This window comes from Halobacillus litoralis (assembly GCF_009856415.1).
GTDB classification, from domain to species: domain Bacteria; phylum Bacillota; class Bacilli; order Bacillales; family Halobacillaceae; genus Halobacillus; species Halobacillus litoralis_C.
Map to the genome: position 1 here is coordinate 110,176 of NZ_WMEZ01000007.1, position 21,077 is coordinate 131,252.

Here is a 21,077-nt window from a genome sequence, read left to right on the forward strand (position 1 = left end):
TATTAGAAAGAGACATAGGATTTTATATAGCGTTTGCAACATTCATTGCTTTTTCTGCCCGTTCCTCTTCAGGACCATAGTATTCCAGTTGATAGATGACATCGAGATCTCCATCATACCATTCTACAAAAATATGATCCTCTTTTTCCTGGACACCAGCGATAGCCCCAGAGTTCAAAGGGACTTGCAGTTCAGATTCTTGAAGAATGTTCCCTGGCTCATACAAAGTGCTCACCATGGCTTTTTCTGAACCATTCGATTGGTAGAGGACATCGACTCTCTCGTCTTCGACATTTGACTCAACCTGGGTGACTTCGAATGGCATATCTTCAGGAAGACCAAGCTTCTCCTTCTTCTCCTCCGATAAGTCATCTACCGGCTGAGCGAACGTTTCCGGATAAGCCGTTTTCAAATCCTCAAGCGATAAATTCTGCGAAGAACAAGCGGCGAGAAAAATCAATGTCGCGAACAGTAAAATTCTTTTCCACATGTTTTCCACTCCTTGAACATAAAAAGAAAAACTCCCGTTCACATTTTACCATACTTTGCTCCATCTGATTCTTAATAATTCTGATTTGTTTTCCGACCCATTGCTAGTGTTTCAGGTAGGGTTTGCTTCCAGGAAGTAGGAAGAATTTAAAGGTTATTTGAAAAATAGTCAGATTTTCTTATATAACTTGAAACGTTTAAGGGAATCAAACGTAATAAAGAATAGATAAAAAGAATCAATAGACTGGGTGACGGCTCAAAGGGGAAAATCTTAATCATAGCGAAAGGTAGGATGACATGGAGACTATTCAAATTCGTACGTTTCTTGAAAAAGATTTTGAGGCTGTCCAGCAATTGAATGAAAAAGAAGGATGGAGCGGCCTTGTGGAACGCGGTGAGGAAACGTTATGCTCCTGGTTGAATTCAGAACCAGCTCTGGTTGCGGTTGTGGATCATGAACTCGTCGGCTTCCTCAGAGGGCTGACAGATGGTTCCATAACGTTGTATATTTGTGATCTGCTCGTGAAAGAAAGTTTTAGAAATCAAGGGATTGCGGAGAAGTTGATCCAAACCGCTCACGAATGTTATCCAAGTACACGCGTGGAAATGTTAGCATCCACAAAATCCGAGGGTTACTATGTTCATCAAGGGTACCGCTCTTTTTATGGATTCAGGAAATCCGCTGAAGAAATGTAAAAAAACAACTGACTCGAGATGATCGGGTCAGTTGTTTTCATTTATATATTCGGCTTCTTCCTCAGGACTGAGGAGACGCTTCGCTTTTCCAATCGTGCCACGTTGCATTTCCCAAATCGTGTTATGGTCAGCTACAGCATTTGAAAAATCCTCATCAGCCCATTTCATTAAAATTTGTTTATAGACATGCTTATGGGTCAAGTCATTCGTTTCCAAATGTTCAAGCAGCCAGGAAATGCGAAGGGGGTGGATTTCAAAAAACGTCCATTTTTCATCTGCTTTCACTTTCTGATGTGACATGCCATGAATATATTCCTGGTATTCCTTGTCAGTCAACTCCGGCCCTGAAATCTCTCCTCCAAAAGGATTCTTCCCATCTCTTTCATAGGCTTTCAGTTCTTCTGCATTCACTGTTCCTGTTACACCCTGCGCTGTGGATGCCCCTTGAGTTTGTACATACAAATAAGCTCCTGTCACGGCACCAATACATAGACAGAATGAAAACCATACAATTAATCTCTTCATGTACAGCCCCCTTAAAAGTGTTTACCAGTAATTTCTATTATATAGGAAGGGGGGAAGGAGAAAAAGAGAATGTTCGCAAATAGACTTGTATGACCTCTCCTTAGCTATCGACATAATGAGCTAATTTAGCGGCGAATGAGCGTGGAATGAACTTGGAGGCATAGGCTAACCCCTGGTTCATCGCCCCGGGAATAACGACTCGTCTTCCTTTCACAAAGCCGAGAAATCCGGACTTGGCTACTGATTCTGGAGACATGGTACTGTTTACAAGTTTCGTATGCTCTGCTTTCGCTGTTTTGAAGAAGTTCGTTTCTGTTGCCCCTGGGCACAAGGTTGAAACTGTCACGCTTGTATCTTTAAGCTCTTCTACAAGAGCTTCTGAAAAGGATAGGACGTAAGCTTTGGAAGCGTAGTACACCGCCATTTTTGGACCAGGCTGAAAGGCAGCCGTGCTCGCTACATTCAATACCCCTTTAGGGATGGAGCGAAAGCGTGCGGCTTTGATTTCAGGTAAAAACAGATGGGTAAGTTCAGTAAGGGCATTGATGTTTACCTGCAACATTTTCTGTTGGTCTAGTAGAGGGAGCTCTTCAAAAAGACCATTCAAACCAAAACCAGCGTTATTTACAAGAACAGTAACATGGAGACCAAGCTCTTTCACTTTACTATACACAACTTCAGCTGCTCCAGGTTCTGATAAATCCTTAGGAATGATTGTGATCGGATGACCATCCAGTTCCTCTTTTAACTGATGAAGCTTGTCTTCGGATCGTGCAACGACAATCAAGTTATACCCTGATTTAGCGAATAGACGGGCAAGCTCATATCCGATACCACCCGAGGCTCCTGTGATCAATGCAGTTGGCTTCATGAAAATCTCTCCTTTATCAACTTCGAATGCAATAGATGCTAATAGTCTATACCCAATTACCAAGAAGAACAAATCACACGTCTGTTCCCCATAAATAACCAGACCAGGTCATCCAAATTTTGGATGACCTGGTCTGGTGTGTTTTGGCTATACAATCTCTTTTCGTTTTAGGGTCTGTATGGCTCCGAAAAGAAGGAGAACAATTGTAACAATGGTGAATAGACTTGCGAACCAAAGGTCTGTCTCCACTTCTCCGCTTCTTAGCAAAGAGGGGAGATAGGAAGGAATCTTTGTTGGACTCCATTCCAAAAGGTGAGAAAATACACTTGAGATGATATTTAATATCATGAGGATACTGATGGTTAAAAACAAGACAAAGCCGGGAACTTTCGTCCATGTGTTCATGAAAAGACTAATGCTGAGAACGAAAATGATATAAACGCCATAAAAGGCAGTTGTAATCAATACGTAAATGAAGGATATGTCACCAAAAAGAAGTTGAACATAATACCAACTTGCAAGCAGGCCGACGAAAATAGAAAGAAGAACGAGTGAGATGTGGGCTGCCCATTTGGCGGTCACATAGTTGGTATAGGATACCGGCTTTACAAGAATCAGTTCCGCTACACCCGATTTTCGTTCTCCAGCGATCGTTCCCATCGTAATCAGGGCGATGACAAGCACTCCAAGTGTATTCATTTGCGAGATACTCATCATGAATACATTCGCTGGTGGTGGAGTCGGCATATCAAAGGTCGCACCTTCCGGAAGCCCTCCAGTAGATTCAAGTATTTGAGGGAGGTAATAGGTTGTCAAAGGGTCCATGATACAAAAAAGAATAAAGACAAGAGGAACCCAAACCCACTTGTAATTTCTTGCGGACTCCAGACATTCCTTTTTATAGATGGTCATCCATTGCATGCTCATTCACCACCTTCATGAATAGATCCTCAAGCGTCGTCTGTCCTACTTCAAAGAAAAGAAGGGGCCATTGTTCCTTGTTTACATGCTCTAACAAAACGTCACGAGCCTCATGGACATTTTGTACATACACATGGATATTTTGCTTTTGAATGTCTGTATGTGTGACGAACGGGAACGCCTCGATTTTCCCTTTATAAGCCTGCATGTTTCCTTCAAAGCGTAAAGTGATTTTATCTACCTGATGTCGTTTTCTTACTTCTTGAAGAGAACCTGATTCTACAATAGCTCCTTTGTGCATAAGGAGAATTTCATCGCTTGCCTCCTCCGCATCCCCTAGGATATGAGTGGAATAGAGCAACGTAGATTCCTGCTTCAATTCTTCCATCAAATTTAATACATCGCGACGACCGATTGGATCTAAAGCGGATACCGGTTCATCAAGCAAAAGAACGGTCGGCTTGTGGATCATCGCTTGTGCAATCCCGAGTCTTTGCTTCATGCCACCGGAGTACTTGGATATTTTTCGATTTTTGGCATCCGCGATACCAACACGATCCAGCAACTGTTCCGCTAGTTTTTGAGATTCCTGCTTAGAAATATGGGAAAGACGGGCGACGTAGTGAAGAAACTCTTTCCCAGTCATCCAATTATGAAACTGTGGATGCTGAGGTAAATATCCGATGTGTTTTCGGATATCCCCGCTTCCCCCATTCGCTAGTTCAACTTGGCCTGAGGTGGGGTGCATGAGCCCTGCGATCATCTTTAATGTTGTGGTTTTCCCTGCACCATTGGGGCCCAGCAATGCGACACATTTTCCCGGTGACAAATGGAAGGTAATGTTTTTTACTGCATTTTCTTTATCGAATGTTTTCGTTATATTTTTCAGGGTAATCACGACTCATGGCTCCTTCCAAAAATAAAATAAGCGATGGGACCGATCGTGTTGATGAATAAGATGATGAGGACCCACATCCATTTCGGTCCATTTGTAGCTTCTGCACGGATTAAGCTTACAAGAGCGGTAATCATCAAAACGACTTGGATGATGAGTAGGGGAGCAATAATTGCTAAATTTTCGTTGATGAATTGAATGGCGTTTTGAGTGAGTAACATAAGATCACCTCCTTATAGGTTCTTTTTCCTCTAGAAAATATTATGATTTTGTCCTCGTTTCTTTCCTCTGCCAGACCGTTTTCCATAAGATGAAAAAGATGATGCTTGGCACAGGGAATTGGATCAGCCCTATGATTCCCCACAACCAGGGAGCTTTTCCAATTTTTCTAGCTTTAATAAAAAGAATAGAACTTTGTGTCATCAGAATGAGAATAACGAGAAGCCATCCCCATAAAGGCATTTCTTCAGGTCCATAATGTTTCATTGCCGCATCTCCACCATTTCATAGCGTTCTTTATAGAAGTAGCGGATTAAAATGATAATGGAAAAGATTTGTGCGAAAACAAACAAAAGAGGGACATAGAATAAGCTGAAAATAAGGAAAGAAATAAAAATGAACGCAATCCCCCATAAACAAGTCAATTCAAACCATAGTCGCCGGTACCAAAGGGCGGCCTGTTCTTCGATAAGATTCTCGAAGTAGGAGAGGGAAGGTTCCGTTAGTTCCATTTGTTCTTCTGTGTGCCGGGCTGCTTCCTGAAGCCTTTCTTCCAGGTTGTTCGGTGTCTTGTCATCTGTCATCCGTTCTCAGCTCCTTTCGTAAATTCTCCAGCCCATAATGGACCCTGGACTTCACTGTCCCTACTTTCAGCTTTGTCATTTTTGCAATATCTTTATAGTCATAGCCGTAATAATGCTTCAAGATGAGGGGGATCCGGTGTTCATCCTCCAGTTTCCATAAAGCCTCCTGGACTTCATGCCAATCACTCGGAAAAGAAACAGAGGAGCGGGGGAATTCTTTCCGCAGTTTCTCATCCAGTTTATCTTTCTTTTTTTGCTTTCGTTTGTAGTCCAAGTATGTGTGTGTAGCAATTTGGATGAGCCAGGTAGAGAACTTGGATCGATGATTAAACTGGTTGATTTTCTGGATGGCCTTGATTAATACATCCTGTGTTACATCATAAGCCAATTGTTCATCCCCGCTCATTTTCCATACATATTTAACGATGAAGCTATAGTGTTTTTTCAGAAGTTCAGCAAGCGCCTGATCCTCTCCATCTTGTGCTCTCCTGATGAGATCCGAATCCATAAACATCCCTCATTTCGTTCCCTGACTATAAGACGTAAGATTTGATTGATTCGTTCAAATGAATGTTGAAAAGTTTCTATTTTCCTATTATCCATCATAATGGTTTATTAAGGTCCATGATCTGAAAAAGTTATTGAACTATATGGCAGGATTGTGGAAGACTCCGTTTTGAGACTTTTGTCGAGTGGATGGGGCTGCGGGGAATGGCTCGCTTTCCGGCCACCCCTGACTCCCGTTATGATAAACGAAGCCCTGAAAACATCTCGAAACTGAGTCATTCACAATAGGGAGCTTATTTTGAATTGCATGGAGATTCATGCCATAAGAATTATTGGGACAGACTGGTTGACTTTATTATCTGAATTTTATAGACTATTGGAAAGATATTTTTAAAAAGTGGCTTTATTATAAAGTCGAAATAAGCAAGTTGAGTAGAGAATGAGTTGAGTTGAGGTATAGGATGAGCTGAGCTGAGTGAGCGAGGGATCTTCGGACGTAAGGAGCCGACGGATTGCCTGGCCAATTTTCACCCCTTTTCTATCCACTCGTTTTCATCCCTCAACGTCTCATTCTCCATGATTATTATGGAGAGGTGAGCCTTTATGACCACTTTTAATACATTTCAAACCGATGCTGAAGAGCATCAGACCATCCCAGTAACACAATCATTTTATACGGATACGTTAACACCGATTCACATGTTTCATGCATTGAATCATGAAGCCGTGTACATGCTGGAGAGCCAGGATCCTGAATCGCCATGGTCGAATTATTCTTTCCTTGGTCTTGATCCGATGGTTCAAATCAAAGAGGAGAAGCAGCAGTTTCAAATCAAAGACTTTGATCAAAATGATGTCACGTATGCTCAAGACTTTAAGTCTGCTTATGAGGAAGTACTTGCAAAGCTTAATGTGAAACAGCCTCCGATCGACCTTCCTTTTAAAGGAGGAGGGGTCGGATATATCAGCTATGATGCCATTTCAGATTATGAACCTGTAGAAAGAGCCAAGACGGATGAGTTGAATCTCGCAAATTATCATCTCCTTTTCTGCAAGACTTTAATTGCTTATCATCATAAGACAAAAGAAACGACGATTTTATCCTTCGCTAGAAAAGAAGCGGATCGCTCATTAGAAGAAATTTATTCTAAGGCGAAAAAGCGAATTACATCCATTACAAGCCAACTGCAGAAGGTCGATACGCTTCCTGATTTAATGCTTATCGAGAATGAAACAGATGATGAATCCTTTCAGTTAGACAGCAATTATGAACCAGAAAAATTCAAATCCGATGTGGAAAAAATCAAAGAGTATATCCGTGCCGGAGATGTTTTTCAGGCCGTTTTATCTCAACGTTTTCATACAGTAACGGACCGAAGTGGCTTTGAACTTTACCGGGTACTCCGGAGAGTGAACCCTTCTCCATACATGTTTTATTTGAAAATGGATGAAGTGGAAGTCATCGGAAGTTCTCCAGAACGACTTCTTGAGGTCCGTGACCGAAACCTTGAAATCCATCCCATAGCTGGAACGAGAAAAAGAGGACGAACCAAAGAAGAAGATGACGCCCTTGCTGAAGAACTACTGCATGATGAGAAAGAGCTAGCGGAACATCGCATGCTCGTGGATTTAGCACGAAACGATATTGGCCGCGTAGCTGAATATGGAACGGTAAAGGTAAGCGAGTATATGACCATCGGGCGTTTTTCAAAAGTAATGCACATCATCAGTAAAGTGACCGGCCGATTGAAGGAAAGCGTTTCACCGATTGACGCCCTGATTTCTTCCTTTCCGGCTGGAACATTATCGGGAGCACCAAAAGTCAGAGCCATGCAGATTCTCCGGGAGCTTGAACCCACACCCAGAAACCTCTATGGTGGAGGAATTTTATATTTAGGCTTTGATGGAAACATTGACTCCTGCATTACCATTCGGACGATGACAATAACAGGAAAAGATCTATATATACAGGCAGGGGCAGGGATCGTTGCTGATTCTGACCCTGAAGCAGAGTATCAGGAAACGCTAAGTAAAGCGAGTGCTTTGAAGAAGACGATTCAATTAGCTGAGAAGATATTTGAGAAGAGTGGAGAAGGAGTGGAGTCGAGATGAAAGATACATTGAGTAGAGTTGTCACAGGAGAGAACATGACGGAACAGGAAGCTTTTGAAACAATGGATAAGATCATGAATGGAGAAGCGACGACCGGCCAGTTGATGAGCATGCTCAGCGTGATGCGTTACCGAGGAGAAACAGTTGAAGAAATGACCGGTTTCGTTCGGGCGATGCGTGAGAACATGACGAAAATGGATACGAATGATCCTTCCATTGTAGATACATGTGGCACAGGTGGCGATGGGGCTTCTACATTTAATATTTCCACAGCTGTTTCCATCGTTCTTGCGAGCATGGGCGTAAAAGTCGCCAAGCATGGGAATCGAAAAGTTTCTTCAAAAAGTGGGAGTGCTGATGTCCTGGAAAAGCTGGGCATTCCGATTGACACAACTCCAGAACAAGGGGCACAGGCGCTATCTCAAAAAGGGATGACGTTCATGTTCGCACCTCTTTACCATAAAGCAATGAAACACGCAGGACCTGCACGGAAAGAGCTTGGCTTTCGTACCATTTTCAACTTGCTTGGTCCCATGTCAAACCCTGCGAATGCAAAAAGACAACTGATCGGCATTTATGATACGAATTACGCAGAGAAAATGGCTGAAACTCTTAAAAACCTGGGTTCTACTCACGTACTCCTAGCAACGGGAAGAGATGGTTTGGATGAAATTACGATTACAGGGAAAAGCGACCTCGTTGAATTGAAAGATGGGGAGATCACTCGTTTCACGGTTTCTCCTGAAGATTTCGGTCTTCCTTTAGGGAATCTGACAGACATTCGTATTTCAGAAACAGAAGAAAGTGCCCAAATCATTAAGGATGTCTTGTATGGTTGCTCCAATGAAAGTGCCGCTTCCATTGTCACACTGAATGCAGCCGCGGGACTTTACGTGGCAGGAATAGCAGCAGACCTTCAAGAAGGTGTTCATCTTGTTCAAAAAGCGATCAGTGAAGGCGTCACAAGCAAATACTATGAATCGATTGTGAATGAAAAGGAGAATCGTCAATATGCTTGAAACCATCTTAGCTGTAAAACAACAAGAAATCGAAAAACTATATTTGCCAGATGAGCAATCATTCGCTCATCATTCCCTCTATGAATCTCTGAAAACCGCACCGTTTGCAGCAGGGTTGATTGCAGAGGTGAAAAAAGCATCTCCATCCAAGGGCATCATCCGTGAGGACTTCAATCCTGTCCGAATTGCTCATGACTATGCTGCCGCAGGTGTGCAAGCCATTTCGGTTCTTACCGATCAGCATTTTTTCCAAGGGCACCGTGATTACTTGACGAATATCAAAAAAGTTGTGGATGTTCCTGTATTGCGCAAAGACTTTATTATCGACTCATTGCAAATAGCTGAGAGTGCTTATATCGGTGCTGATGCTATTCTCCTAATCGGGGAAGCGCTGGAAGCGGAGAAGCTGCATGAACTTTATCTTCAAGCCTACGAACTTGGATTGGAAGTCCTTGTCGAAGTACACAGTGAAGAAACATTAACGAAAGTCCTGAATGAGTTCACACCAAAGATCCTTGGCATCAACAATCGAAACCTTCATACGTTTGAAACGAAACTTTTTCAAACCGAGCGAATGGCGAAACTTGCACCGGAGGAGTGTTTGTTGGTTTCAGAAAGTGGCATCTCTTCCCATGATGATCTACAGAAAGTAGCTGGTTACGGAGCTGAGGGAGTGCTTGTTGGAGAATCTCTTATGCGTCAGAAGAACATCAAAGAAGCAGTCCGTCAGTTGTTGGAAGGAGTGAATGTTCGATGAAAGAACCGATTGTGAAATTATGCGGAAACAGATCTTTATCAGATGTAGCCAAAACATCTTCCTCCCAAGCCTCCCATCTTGGTTTCATTTTTGTCAGGAGAACAAAACGATATGTCCGACCTGAATATGTCGGGCGCTGGGTGAAAAAAATTCGACCAAGACAAAAGATCGTCGGGGTTTTCATCGAGCCCACGATTGAGGAAATCGAAGAGATTCTTCATTTTGTGCCATTAGATGTTATTCAACTGCACGGAAACGAAACGGTATCTCAGTTGTTGAGAATCAAAGAAGCGTTCGGACTGCCGGTTTGGAAAGTGGTTCACCATCAATCGGATGGCATTAAGCAAATGGAGGTCTTCCGTGGTGTTGCGGATGGATATATTGTGGACAGTAAAGTCGACGGTGTTTCAGGTGGAACCGGGGTCCGCTTCGACTGGGAGTCTGTGCCGACCTATCAGAATGAAGCGTATGGCCAGGGTGTCCCGTGCTTAATTGCAGGAGGGATTAAACCAGAAAACGTCACAGAGCTGTTGCATTATCGTCCGGACGGCATCGACCTTTCCAGTGGGATTGAAATTGAGGACGGTAAAGACATCGGCAAAATTCAAGCAATCATGAAAGAGGTGGAGCAAAATGTTGCAAGTATTTCCTGATTTAAAAGGACGCTACGGTGATTTTGGAGGCAAATATGTACCGGAAACCCTCATGGGGCCGTTGCAAGAGCTGGAAGAAGCGCTTGATCAAGCGATGGCGGATCCGGCCTTTTTGGAAGAGTACCATCATGTATTGAAAGAGTACGCAGGGCGCCCCACTTCTTTGTCTTACGCAGACAAATTGACCGGCCACCTTGGAGGAGCAAAAATTTATTTAAAACGTGAAGACTTGAACCATACAGGCGCACACAAGCTTAACAATGCCATTGGTCAAGCTTTACTTGCTAAAAGAATGGGGAAAGAGAAAATCATTGCGGAAACAGGAGCAGGCCAGCATGGCGTTGCATCAGCTACGGTTGCCGCTAAATTTGGACTTCAGTGTATCGTGTTTATGGGAGAAGAAGATATCCGCAGACAGGAGCTGAACGTTTTCCGGATGAAGCTGCTCGGAGCGGAGGTCGTTTCGGTTTCTAGTGGAAACGGCACTCTCAAAGATGCGACAAATGAAGCGATCCGCTATTGGGTCGCCAACTGTGAAGACCACTTTTATTTAATCGGTTCTGTCGTCGGCCCTCATCCTTATCCTCGCATGGTTCGGGATTTTCAGCGGATTATTGGGGACGAATCTAAACGTCAGTTTTTAGAGGTCGAGAAAGAGCTTCCAGATCGTATATTTGCCTGTGTAGGCGGTGGAAGCAACGCTATGGGAATCTTTTACCCATTCCTTGAAGACACGAGTGAATTGGTGGGGGTAGAGGCTGCCGGGAAAGGTATCGACACACCCGAGCACGCAGCGACGCTCTCAAAAGGAACTCCCGGTGTGATTCACGGATCGATGACTTATCTCATGCAGGATGAAAATGGACAAATTACCGAGCCTTATTCCATTTCCGCAGGCCTCGACTACCCTGGGATCGGTCCAGAGCATGCTCATTTATTCCAAACGAAACAAGTACGCTACGAAGCCATCACAGATAAAGAAGCGCTTGATGCATTGAAGCTTCTGACACAGACGGAGGGAATCATTCCGGCGATTGAGAGTGCCCACGCCCTTGCTCAGGCATTTAAAGAAGCACCTCAGATGAGCCACAACGAAACGATTCTGATCAACCTTTCTGGTCGTGGGGATAAAGACATGGCAACATTAATGGAACATTTCCAGGAGGAGGTTTGACATGCTGACGAAGACATCATTTCAAGGAAAACTAACGAAAACAGAAAATCTGTTCATTCCCTTCCTTGTAGCAGGGGATCCAAGTCCGGAATTAACGATTCAATTCGCTTTGCGTTTGCAGGAAGAAGGTGCAGATGTTTTGGAATTGGGCGTCCCTTATTCGGATCCACTTGCAGACGGACCGACTATACAACGAGCAGCTCAGCGCGCATTGAAGTCAGGGATGTCTTTACGTAAAGCCATTGAGCTTGTTCCGAAGTTACGAGAAAATGGACTCGAAATTCCAGTTGTCATTTTCACTTATTACAATCCTGTCTTACAAATCGGGCATGAAGAATTCTTTAATCTTTTAGAACAGAATGGAGTCGAGGGCCTTCTTATACCCGATCTCCCATTTGAAGAAAGTGAGGAAATTCGCACCCAGTCTGAAGAAAGAAACATCGAATTCATTTCCCTTGTGGCGCCTAACTCTGATCAAAGGATCAAGCAGATTGCGGAACATGCGAAAGGCTTTCTCTATTGTGTTTCTTCTCTAGGAGTAACAGGAGAGCGAAAGGAAATGTCTTCTGAGGCTTTGTCATTCATTGAAAAAGTAAGACAGCACAGTCAAGTTCCTGTTGCTGTCGGATTCGGTATATCATCGAACGATCACGTCCAACTTGTGAGAAATCACGCAGACGGTGTCATCATTGGAAGTAAAATCATTCGGTTGATCGAGTCACAGCTTGAAACTATAGAAGAAGGTAGAATGGACGTAGCTCTCGAACATTTCACCCAAGAAATCAGAGCCCTCGTTCAGTAAGTTTTGTGAGAGCTGAGAGGAGTGGAGCAGAGTGATCTATATGATCGACCACTATGACTCTTTCACCTACAATCTTGTCCAGTATCTTGGAGAGCTTGGAGAAGAAGTTATAGTGAAGAGAAATGACGAAATAGAAATAGATGAGATTACACAACTGAGACCGGACTTGATTTTTCTTTCCCCAGGTCCGTGTTCCCCAAATGAAACGCCGGTGACCCTCGAGGTCATCGACCGATTCAAAGGAGACATTCCCATCTTTGGGGTTTGTCTTGGTCACCAGGCCATTGCTCAAGTGTTCGGTGGAAGTGTCGTACGTTCAGAGAAGCTGATGCACGGAAAAACATCACGCATTTTCCATGATGGAAAAGGGATTTACGAAGGCTTAAGCAACCCAATGGAGGCGATGCGCTACCATTCGCTGATCGTAGAGCTCTCAGATTTACCAGAGTGCTTTGAAGTGACGGCTTCAACAGTCGAAGGGGAATTGATGGGCATCCGCCACCTCGAATTCCCCATTGAAGGGGTTCAATTCCACCCGGAGTCTATTGGTACAGGTGAGGGGAAACAATTATTGAAAAATGTCATCCAAAACCGTGTGAAGGCTTTCACCCCTTAACGTGATATTTATATAACAGAAAACTAAAGCTGGTACCTCCAAAGGGGTGCCAGCTTTTTTTATGTTTAAAAGTGGGGGAGTAAATTTTCGGTGGGAGTGCTGTAAACCAAATTGGACCTTCATATAAACCTTTCAAGTGCCACTGTATAAAGTTGAAAGTCACCGGTATATGATTAGTTCGGTTATAGCAAAACAAACTCACGGATTTACATGTCTTAATAGGTATGAAAAGCAAAAGGGGGGCGGGTATGTGTTTTTCTTTTCATACATGCCCTAACTCAACTTCTTTTATAGGTAATTAGAACTAATTTTACTACAAAATTCTGGCGAGGATTTGCATAGTTAACAGAAATTTCGTAAGAATAAAGCAATTCTTGGAAAGGTTGTGGTTATCGCTTTCATAAAGGTATGTGAAAAAATGGAATCCTCTAAAAACGCTTGAAATAGCCCTTTTTCACTTCTTCATTTGCTATTTTCACAAAAATAAAATCTATGTTAGTTTTAATAGCGTTGTGTTCAAAGAGCGATTTCACATCGGCCGATGTTTATAAAAGAGCAGCTCAACAAGAACCAGCCAACAACAAAAAACATCAGGAGATGATTTAGTAGTTATGGAACTGCAACAAGATCCAACTTTGTTATGGTTTATAGCAATCTATGGAATATTAATGATCGGCATAGGTGTATTCATGTCGAAGAAAGTAGCTGGCAGTGAAGATTTCGTATTAGCCGGTAAAAGTCTAGGACCTTTTGTATTGATGGGAACGCTTCTAGCTACATGGACAGGAAGTGGAAGTATTTCAGGTGGAGAAACGTCAATGGCTTTCTCTTACGGTATTCTTCCTTCTTTGATGATGATGCTCCCAACGTTAGTCGGTATTATCATTCTTTATGTCGTCGCACCTAAAATCCGCGAACACGGGAAATTCACCGTTGCTGGTATTTTAGAGTCGAAATATGGGCGTACATCCCGTAACCTTGCGAGTGTTATTATCATTCTTGCTTATGTCGGTATCGTTTCTTATCAGATGAAAGGTTTCGGATTTATTCTTAATTTAACCACAGGAATGACGGTTCAGACAGGAACGATGATTGGGGCTGCCATGATCATCTTCCTTGCGATGATCGGGGGACTTCGTTCTGTTTCACAAACGGACGCGATCAGTGGATTTCTAATGGTCGGAGGCTTGATCATTACTGTCCCTACAATCATTATGGTTGCTGGTGGATGGAGCGAAATCGTCGCTAATGTTCCCGAGTCCCACATGAGTGCTACGGGCGGTTTAACGACAATTCAAATGATCGGTTATCTATTGCCTTCTTTGTTCTTATTGCTTGGTGACCAAAACATGTATCAGCGTCTCGCATCTTCCAAAGGAGATAAATCTGCGAAGCGTGCACAGATGGGTTGGCTGATTGCGATGATCGTCATTTCACCATCTATTTCATTAATTGCTTTCGCATCTCGTTCCTTATTCCCGGATATCGATCCAGGAATGGCGTTGATGGCTACAACAGTAGCAATGCCAGTCGCTATCGGTGGTATTTTGCTTGCAGCAGCGGCTTCCTTCATCATTACGACAGGAAACTCTTACTTGCTGTCTGCGGCTACGAACTTGACTTACGATCTTTATGGTAAATATGTAAATAAAGATGCTTCTGACAAAAAGCTTCTGGCTATGACAAGAATCTTCATTGTGGCCCTTGGTGTCTTCGCATTTGTCATCATCAGTTATTTCCCAACCGTATTAAGTGTGCAAATGTATGCTTACACGGTTTATGGCGCAGGATTGACTCCGGCTGTACTTGCCGTATTCTTCTGGAAACGCGTCAACGCGGTCGGTGGTGTGTCTTCCATGATCGCTGGTGTAATGGCAACTCTGACATGGGAAATTGTTCTAGGGCAGCCATTCGAAGTAAACAGTGTAGTCGTTGCTGTACCTGTTGCGGTTATTGTCTTGATTGTCGCAACGTTAATGACGACATCTGGATCTCCAGCCGAAAAGGCTGCAAAAGCTTCATAATTTTAAAAAACCTCCCGGTACCGGGAGGTTTTTTTGTTTACTCTTTTACTTTAAACTGGCGGATTTGTTCATTTAATTGCTTGGAAAGAGAAGATAATTCATCAGCACTGTGGGAAACCTCTTCTACAGAGCTGTTGGATTGTTGAGCAGCAGCTGTCACTTGTTCTACACCGGCTGCAGATTCCTGTGAAACAGACGCCACCTCTTCAATAGAAGCGTTCATTTCATAGCTGTCATCAGAAATTTTTGTGAGCTTGTCGGAAATTTCACGACTTTTGGCTACCATATCTGTTACAGATTCTTCAATTCTATTAAATGTGTCCCCCGTTACCTTCATTTGTTTTGTGCCTTGATCGACTTCTTCATATCCATGCTTTAATGTTGTGACGACATTCGTAGACTCCTTTTGAATGCCTGTGACAATTCCTGTGATATCTTCTACCGAGTTGGTGACCTGCTCAGCTAATTTACGAACTTCATCCGCGACAACGGCAAAGCCCTTTCCGTGTTCTCCAGCTCGAGCAGCTTCAATAGCAGCGTTCAAAGATAGTAAATTGGTTTGCTCTGCGATATCTTGGATCACTTGTACAAGTTTAGAAATTTCTTGGGATTGTTGATCTAGTCCACGTACTTTTTCAACGGCTTCTTTAACAATCTGATCAATATTCTGCATCTGGTTTACCGAATGCCGCATCATCTCACTGCCATCATTCGTCATGGATAAAACTTGTTGAGAAGATTCCGCAACGTTTTCTCCATTTTGGCGGGCTTCCTTGATTTCATTTACGAATGAATCCATCATTTCGGACAAACGAGAAGAACTGTGCGCTTGTGATTCAGAACCAGCAGAAAGCTGTTCCATTGTGGAAGCAATTTGCTCACTTCCCTCTCGAACTTCATCCGCTGATTGTTTCAATCCCCGGCTTTGTTCTGATACAGCTTCTGTTGCGTCTTGCAATTGTTCGATGATTCGTTTGATGCTTTCTTTCATTTCGTGAATGGAACCTGACAATTGTCCAATTTCATCGTCTCTGTATTGAATAAGATCAACCGTTAGATCGCCTTCTTCAACACGCTTCATATTTTTCTGTAAGTCAGCAATTGGTCGACGAATCCGGCGCGCTATAATCACTGAAACGATTACGGATATAATCAAAATGCCCAAGACAGTAATGGTAATCGGTAGAAGAACGGCAGCTCCTTTTTTTTCGAGTTCTGCTTTATCTACTGTTCCGATGATGGTCCACCCAGTTGTTTCATTGATTGAATAGCCTAATGTTTTACCTTTTCCATCATACTCGTAAGTGATGATGCCTGAAGGCTGATCCTGCCCCATAATCTTTAGATAATAACTCTCCTTTGATACGTCTGCACCCACAAGCTCAGGATCTGGATGGGAAAGGAATGTACCATTTTTAGAGAAAATCGCTGCATAACCTGTCTCGGCAATCTTCACACCTTCCACAAGATTAAGAAGGGAGTTCATATTAAGATCAATGGAGAATACTCCCATCACTTCATTGCCATCCATAACTGCGCGGGCTACACTCATAATTGTTTCGTTGGTATTGGTATCCATATAAGGAGCTGTCCATATTAAATCTCCTCCGTTTGCGACGGCATCTTTATACCAGGGCCGCTCTCTAGGGTCAAAATCAGATGGTAAAGTCAAGGTAGAGTCTGTAATGGTTTCACCTGAATCTTCGATGCCCATGTAAGCATTTTTTATTATTTCATTGGAAGAGCGGATATCATCCATACGCCGGATTACGCGGTCTTCTTCAGAGGCATAATTGATGAATGCTTGTTCCTGAGAATAATGATTGACGATGTCTTCTTGGGATTGGAAAAACAATTCGAATGAATCATTTAACGAGTTCATTTGTTTCTCCACATTGTCGGTCAGTTCATCGGTCGTAATGGAAACGCCGAATGTATAGCTCGCATATCCAATGATGATGCCAGCGGCGGTAATCAATGTGAGGAATGGAATTAAAATCTGCCTTTGCAGGGTTCGTTTCCAAAAGGATTCTTGTTTACTCTTCTTTCTTTTTTTTAACATGGTGTACCTCCGATTCTTATGTAAAATCTGTGCTGATTTAACAGCAGCGTTCCTCTACATTTATCGGATGGTAAAAGTGAATTTCAATAGACACTAAAATATTTTATAAGGGAAGAGTTTCTCATAATTGAAAATGAGAATAGAAAAAGCCACCATTTCAAGTAGTAGAAATGGTGGCTTTGTGTAGTGGAGCATAGCGGGCTCGAACCGCTGACCTCTTCGCTGCCAGCGAAGCGCTCTCCCAGCTGAGCTAATGCCCCGTATGTTTTTCGACAATTATTATTGTATATAGACAGATGGAAAAAATCAAGAGTTTTTTGTATTCTTCTTCCAATCGTAGTTATTAAAGTGAGGAAAGTATTTCTAAGGGAACGAGTGGGTTATGATATCATTGAAAAATTTTGAGAGAAGGTCGATTGAACTAGGGACCGATTCCAACCCCGACACATCAAAAGCGAAGAAGTTTTACATAATCTAACAATATACTTAATATTCTTAAAATTACAAAAACTATGTTGACTTCTCCTTCTTAGGTTATATAATACTTTTATAGCTATGACAACGCTTACATAAAGGGGGATTCTCACTTTTGCCTATCTTAGAGGTTGAAAATGTTTCGCTACAGTTCGGTGGTGTGAAAGCTCTGGACGATGTGTCCTATCACCTGGAAAAGGGTGAGATCTTTTCGTTGATTGGTCCGAATGGAGCAGGGAAGACAAGTATGCTGAACTGTATAAGCGGACTGTACAAACCGACAGCAGGATCGATCCGTTTTAACGGAAAAGAATTACTGGGGATGAAACCGTACAAAAGGACTTCTCTAGGTATTGCCCGTGCGTTTCAGAACATCGCTTTATTTGAACATATGTCTGTTTTGGATAATTTGAAACTCGGGCGTCATGTCAAAATGAAAGCGGGAATTTTTACGGGTGGACTTTACTGGGGTGGTGCAGAGAAGGAAGAGGTCGTGCATCGTCAGTCGGTCGAAGAAGTCATTGAGTTTCTTGAGATGCAGGATATCCGTCATACGCCAGTCGGTACACTTCCATACGGATTGAAAAAAAGGGTGGAGGTCGGACGAGCGCTTGCCCTTGAACCTGAATTGATTTTGCTTGACGAACCGATGGCTGGAATGAATAGTGCTGAAAAAGAAGACATGGCCCGTTTTATTTTGGATATGCATGAACTGAATGGAATTACGGTGTTCCTCATTGAACACGATATGGGGGTCATCATGGATCTTTCTGACAAGATTGCTGTCCTTGACTTTGGGAAACGAATCGGTTTCGGTACACCTGAGGAAATTCAGAAGAACCCGGAAGTCATTAAAGCTTATTTGGGAGAACAAGAAGTGACCACATAAGGAGGGAACTGTGGAATGACGCACCGAACGCTGCCTCAGCTTTTGTTTGAAAAAGCAGATAAAGAAGGGAGGAAAGTGGCCTTTCGCCAGAAAAATTTAGGCATTTGGAAAGAATGGACCTGGCATAAATACTACAAAGAGGTAGAATCACTTGCCCTAGGGTTCCAAGAAGAATTTTCGATCCAAGCAGGAGACCGCATTGGAATCATCGGGGACAATCGACCGCAATGGATTGTCGCAGAACTTGCGGCCCAGTCGATTGGAGCTGTTCCTGTAGGGATTTATCAGGATGCTTCGCCGGACGCGATGGCCCATTACTTAGACGAATGTGAACCGAGAATCTTAGTGGTTGAAGACCAGGAACAGGTGGACAAACTTCTTGGAATCATCGATTCGTTCCCAACCATTGATGCCATTCTTTACTACAATGAAAAAGGTCTCCGGTCCTATTCTCATGAAAAGCTTATGGACTTAAAAAACGTACAGTCCATTGGTAGCACATGCGCCAGTGAAGACCCGTCTTTTTTTGAGCATCAAATACAAAAAGTGAAACCGCTGGATATTGCTTTAATTACGTTCACTTCGGGCGTAACCCGATATCCAAAACCTGCAACTTTCACGCATACCAACCTGATTCAAACGGCTTTATCTATTCATGAAGTAGACGCTGTAAGAGCCGATGATGACTACTTATCCTTCCTGTCGCTCGCTTGGATTTGTGAGCAAGTAATGGCGGTCGGACTCTCCTTGACAAGAGGCATGACCATCAATTTTCCTGAAGAACCTTCAACCATATTAAACGATTTAAGGGAAATCGGACCACACTTGATCCAAGCACCTCCACGAACATTTGAGAACATATTGACCCGCTTCCAAATTCGAATGAATGATTCCACACGCTTGAAGAAAAAAGTATATGAACGTACCGAATCTGGTATAGAAAAAAACGCACGAGCAAAATTGAGCAACCGTTCGGTCTCTTTTTTATCGAGATTCAACTATTTTCTCAATGACTTCTTTATGTATAGTGCCATCCGTGACCATTTAGGCCTCTCGCGTTTAAGACGGGCTTACGTGACGGGCGGCAGGTTAAATAAAGATGCTTTCGAGTTTTTCCAAGGATTAGGTGTCAATGTGAAACAAACGTATGGGACGGTCGAAACCACAGGGTATGCCTCTATTCAAAGGGATGACGAGTGGTCGGCAGAAGGAGCAGGGAAACCATTGCCTGGTTTATCTATGAATATAGCGTCCAGAGGAGAAATTCAAGTCGAGGGTCTTCAAGTTTTCGCCGGCTATTTGGGGGAGCACCCTGTAACGGAACTTTCTACTGGAGATTACGGCAAAATTCTTGATTCAGGTGAAATCGAAATCCGCGGAAGAATGGAGGAACGGTTGGCTTTGGACTCGACGGACGGACAATCCTCCAGTGAAATCGAAATCGAGCTTCGGAAGAGTCATTATTTACAAGAAGCTGTAGTCTTCGGAGAAGGACGATCTTATTTGACGGCTATGGTCACCATTCATCGAGCCAGCGTGGGCCGTTGGGCAGAAAAGAATCAGATCTCTTATACGAGTTACAGGGATTTAACCACGCATCCGGAGGTCATGGAACTCATCAGGGATCAAGTTGTTGAAATGATGCAATCTTTACCTGAAGAAAGTCGAATCAAACGGTTCGTCATCCTTCCTGAAGAGTTACGGTTGAGTGATGGGGAAATGACGTCCACACAGAAAACGGTACGGAGAACTGTGGAGAAGAATTACAAGCGTTATTTAGCTGCGTTATATAACGATGCTGGACAGTTTGATACCCTTTCAAATTTATATGCTGAAGGAACGAATGAGGGGGAAATCGTGCCTGTCATCTTATTGGATCGATCACAGGGGGTGGCTTGAGTTGACTTTCTTTATGCAAATGCTGGTCAGTGGAGTTGTAGTAGGAAGTATTTATGCGCTCGTAGCCTTAGGGTTTGTACTTATCTATAAAGCTAGCGATGCTTTGAATCTGGCAAATGGAGAATTCGTACTTATCGGATCGTATATTTGTTTGACACTTGTCACAGCTTTGAAACTGCCTTTCTTAGTGGCTCTTGCGGTTACTTTGGGCGTGTGTGGTGTACTTGGGTTATTGGTTGAGAGAGTCGTACTGAGACCATTATTGAACGCGCCGACCATTTCGGTGATTATGGCGACGATTGGTCTTGGTAACTTGCTTGCAGGGTTGGTCCATATGGTATGGGGACACCAGACGCGCGTGTATCCCAATCTCTTTCCGAACACCCCGGTGACTTTTGGTGAAGTCCTTATTACACCTGTCTATTTATGGTCCTTCATTATTGTTATGGCTCTGCTTCTTGCTTTTACTGTTTTCTTTAAATTTTCAAAAATGGGAGTGGCTATGCGTGCTGTAGCGGATGACCTTCAGGCAGCCGCTAGTATGGGAATTAATGTGAAACGAGTATTTGCCATCACCTGGGCGATTGCCTGTATTGTTGCCGCTGTCGGTGGGGTGCTGCTTGGAAACATAAACGGAGTCAACGCAACGATGAGCGTCATCGGTCTTACCGTTTTACCTGTGGTTATTCTGGGAGGACTGGATAGTATTCCTGGAGCTATTGTTGGTGGATTCATCATTGGAATATTGCAAAGCATGGCTGGTGGATACATTGATCCCCTGGTCGGAGGGGGATTGAAAGAAGTCTTCCCGTTCATCGTTGTCATCTTGATATTAATGATCAAGCCTTATGGTCTCTTTGGAAAAGGTGGAATGGAAAGGGTGTGAGGA

Annotated in this window: 22 protein-coding genes and 1 tRNA gene; 12 read left to right on the forward strand and 11 right to left on the reverse strand. The window is 43.2% G+C overall.

Annotation, left to right across the window (positions count from 1 at the left end):
• Positions 1-22: 22 nt before the first annotated feature.
• Positions 23-490, reverse strand: a complete 468-nt coding sequence (locus tag GLV98_RS15860; protein ID WP_160916997.1) for a hypothetical protein — start codon at positions 488-490, stop codon at positions 23-25.
• Positions 491-786: 296 nt separating this feature from the next.
• Here GLV98_RS15860 and GLV98_RS15865 point away from each other — a divergent pair, with 296 nt between their 5' ends.
• Positions 787-1,185: a GNAT family N-acetyltransferase gene (locus GLV98_RS15865; RefSeq protein WP_160916999.1), complete on the forward strand. Its 399-nt coding sequence runs from the start codon at positions 787-789 to the stop codon at positions 1,183-1,185.
• Positions 1,186-1,212: 27 nt separating this feature from the next.
• Here GLV98_RS15865 and GLV98_RS15870 read toward each other — a convergent pair whose 3' ends face one another.
• The 8 genes from GLV98_RS15870 to sigY form a co-directional block, all read right to left on the reverse strand.
• Positions 1,213-1,710, reverse strand: coding sequence for a DUF6241 domain-containing protein (locus GLV98_RS15870; RefSeq protein WP_160917001.1), 498 nt, complete (start codon positions 1,708-1,710; stop codon positions 1,213-1,215).
• Between the two features lie 100 nt (positions 1,711-1,810).
• Positions 1,811-2,581 carry an SDR family NAD(P)-dependent oxidoreductase gene (locus tag GLV98_RS15875; RefSeq protein WP_160917003.1) on the reverse strand — a complete coding sequence of 257 codons (771 nt, stop codon included), beginning with the start codon at positions 2,579-2,581 and terminating at the stop codon, positions 1,811-1,813.
• A gap of 147 nt (positions 2,582-2,728) precedes the next feature.
• A complete protein-coding gene (locus GLV98_RS15880; protein ID WP_160917005.1) occupies positions 2,729-3,502 on the reverse strand; it encodes an ABC transporter permease in 774 nt (257 codons plus the stop codon).
• Positions 3,480-4,400, reverse strand: a complete 921-nt coding sequence (locus GLV98_RS15885; protein WP_160917007.1) for an ATP-binding cassette domain-containing protein — start codon at positions 4,398-4,400, stop codon at positions 3,480-3,482. Before GLV98_RS15885 ends, GLV98_RS15880 begins: the two co-directional genes overlap by 23 nt.
• On the reverse strand, positions 4,397-4,618 hold the full coding sequence (locus GLV98_RS15890) for a PLD nuclease N-terminal domain-containing protein (protein WP_202410097.1): 222 nt from the start codon (positions 4,616-4,618) through the stop codon (positions 4,397-4,399). Before GLV98_RS15890 ends, GLV98_RS15885 begins: the two co-directional genes overlap by 4 nt.
• A gap of 40 nt (positions 4,619-4,658) precedes the next feature.
• Positions 4,659-4,883: a sigma-Y antisigma factor component gene (locus tag GLV98_RS15895; protein ID WP_160917010.1), complete on the reverse strand. Its 225-nt coding sequence runs from the start codon at positions 4,881-4,883 to the stop codon at positions 4,659-4,661.
• On the reverse strand, positions 4,880-5,200 hold the full coding sequence (locus tag GLV98_RS15900) for a YxlC family protein (protein WP_160917012.1): 321 nt from the start codon (positions 5,198-5,200) through the stop codon (positions 4,880-4,882). The genes GLV98_RS15895 and GLV98_RS15900 overlap by 4 nt, the downstream gene beginning before the upstream one ends.
• A complete protein-coding gene (sigY, locus tag GLV98_RS15905; protein WP_160917014.1) occupies positions 5,190-5,708 on the reverse strand; it encodes an RNA polymerase sigma factor SigY in 519 nt (172 codons plus the stop codon). The genes GLV98_RS15900 and sigY overlap by 11 nt, the downstream gene beginning before the upstream one ends.
• 602 nt (positions 5,709-6,310) lie before the next feature.
• On the opposite strand from sigY, the gene trpE reads away from it, so the two are divergent.
• From trpE to GLV98_RS15945, 8 genes are all read left to right on the forward strand, one after another.
• The gene (trpE, locus tag GLV98_RS15910; RefSeq protein WP_160917017.1) at positions 6,311-7,819 is read left to right on the forward strand and encodes an anthranilate synthase component I; all 1,509 of its coding nucleotides are present in this window, start codon (positions 6,311-6,313) and stop codon (positions 7,817-7,819) included.
• On the forward strand, positions 7,816-8,838 hold the full coding sequence (gene trpD / locus GLV98_RS15915; RefSeq protein ID WP_160917019.1) for an anthranilate phosphoribosyltransferase: 1,023 nt from the start codon (positions 7,816-7,818) through the stop codon (positions 8,836-8,838). Before trpE ends, trpD begins: the two co-directional genes overlap by 4 nt.
• Positions 8,831-9,595, forward strand: coding sequence for an indole-3-glycerol phosphate synthase TrpC (gene trpC, locus GLV98_RS15920; RefSeq protein WP_160917021.1), 765 nt, complete (start codon positions 8,831-8,833; stop codon positions 9,593-9,595). Before trpD ends, trpC begins: the two co-directional genes overlap by 8 nt.
• Positions 9,592-10,248, forward strand: coding sequence for a phosphoribosylanthranilate isomerase (locus GLV98_RS15925; RefSeq protein WP_160917023.1), 657 nt, complete (start codon positions 9,592-9,594; stop codon positions 10,246-10,248). The genes trpC and GLV98_RS15925 overlap by 4 nt, the downstream gene beginning before the upstream one ends.
• Positions 10,232-11,422, forward strand: coding sequence for a tryptophan synthase subunit beta (trpB, locus tag GLV98_RS15930; RefSeq protein WP_160917129.1), 1,191 nt, complete (start codon positions 10,232-10,234; stop codon positions 11,420-11,422). The genes GLV98_RS15925 and trpB overlap by 17 nt, the downstream gene beginning before the upstream one ends.
• Position 11,423: 1 nt before the next feature.
• Positions 11,424-12,224: a tryptophan synthase subunit alpha gene (gene trpA, locus GLV98_RS15935; protein ID WP_160917025.1), complete on the forward strand. Its 801-nt coding sequence runs from the start codon at positions 11,424-11,426 to the stop codon at positions 12,222-12,224.
• 31 nt (positions 12,225-12,255) lie between these two features.
• On the forward strand, positions 12,256-12,840 hold the full coding sequence (locus GLV98_RS15940; RefSeq protein ID WP_160917027.1) for a glutamine amidotransferase-related protein: 585 nt from the start codon (positions 12,256-12,258) through the stop codon (positions 12,838-12,840).
• A 611-nt stretch (positions 12,841-13,451) separates the two neighbouring features.
• On the forward strand, positions 13,452-14,864 hold the full coding sequence (locus GLV98_RS15945) for a sodium:solute symporter family protein (protein WP_160917029.1): 1,413 nt from the start codon (positions 13,452-13,454) through the stop codon (positions 14,862-14,864).
• Positions 14,865-14,901: 37 nt separating this feature from the next.
• On the opposite strand, the gene GLV98_RS20190 is transcribed toward GLV98_RS15945, so the two are convergent.
• Both GLV98_RS20190 and GLV98_RS15955 read right to left on the reverse strand, forming a co-directional pair.
• Positions 14,902-16,926: a methyl-accepting chemotaxis protein gene (locus GLV98_RS20190; RefSeq protein WP_237417160.1), complete on the reverse strand. Its 2,025-nt coding sequence runs from the start codon at positions 16,924-16,926 to the stop codon at positions 14,902-14,904.
• 187 nt (positions 16,927-17,113) lie between these two features.
• A tRNA-Ala gene (locus GLV98_RS15955) sits at positions 17,114-17,186 on the reverse strand.
• A 329-nt stretch (positions 17,187-17,515) separates the two neighbouring features.
• Between GLV98_RS15955 and GLV98_RS15960 the strand changes: the two genes are divergently transcribed.
• From GLV98_RS15960 to GLV98_RS15970, 3 genes are read left to right on the forward strand one after another with little or no spacing between them, the layout of a single operon-like run.
• Positions 17,516-18,289, forward strand: a complete 774-nt coding sequence (locus GLV98_RS15960) for an ABC transporter ATP-binding protein (RefSeq protein ID WP_160917032.1) — start codon at positions 17,516-17,518, stop codon at positions 18,287-18,289.
• A gap of 15 nt (positions 18,290-18,304) precedes the next feature.
• Positions 18,305-20,188: an AMP-binding protein gene (locus tag GLV98_RS15965; protein WP_160917034.1), complete on the forward strand. Its 1,884-nt coding sequence runs from the start codon at positions 18,305-18,307 to the stop codon at positions 20,186-20,188.
• Position 20,189: 1 nt separating this feature from the next.
• Positions 20,190-21,074, forward strand: a complete 885-nt coding sequence (locus tag GLV98_RS15970; protein WP_160917037.1) for a branched-chain amino acid ABC transporter permease — start codon at positions 20,190-20,192, stop codon at positions 21,072-21,074.
• Positions 21,075-21,077: the final 3 nt, after the last annotated feature.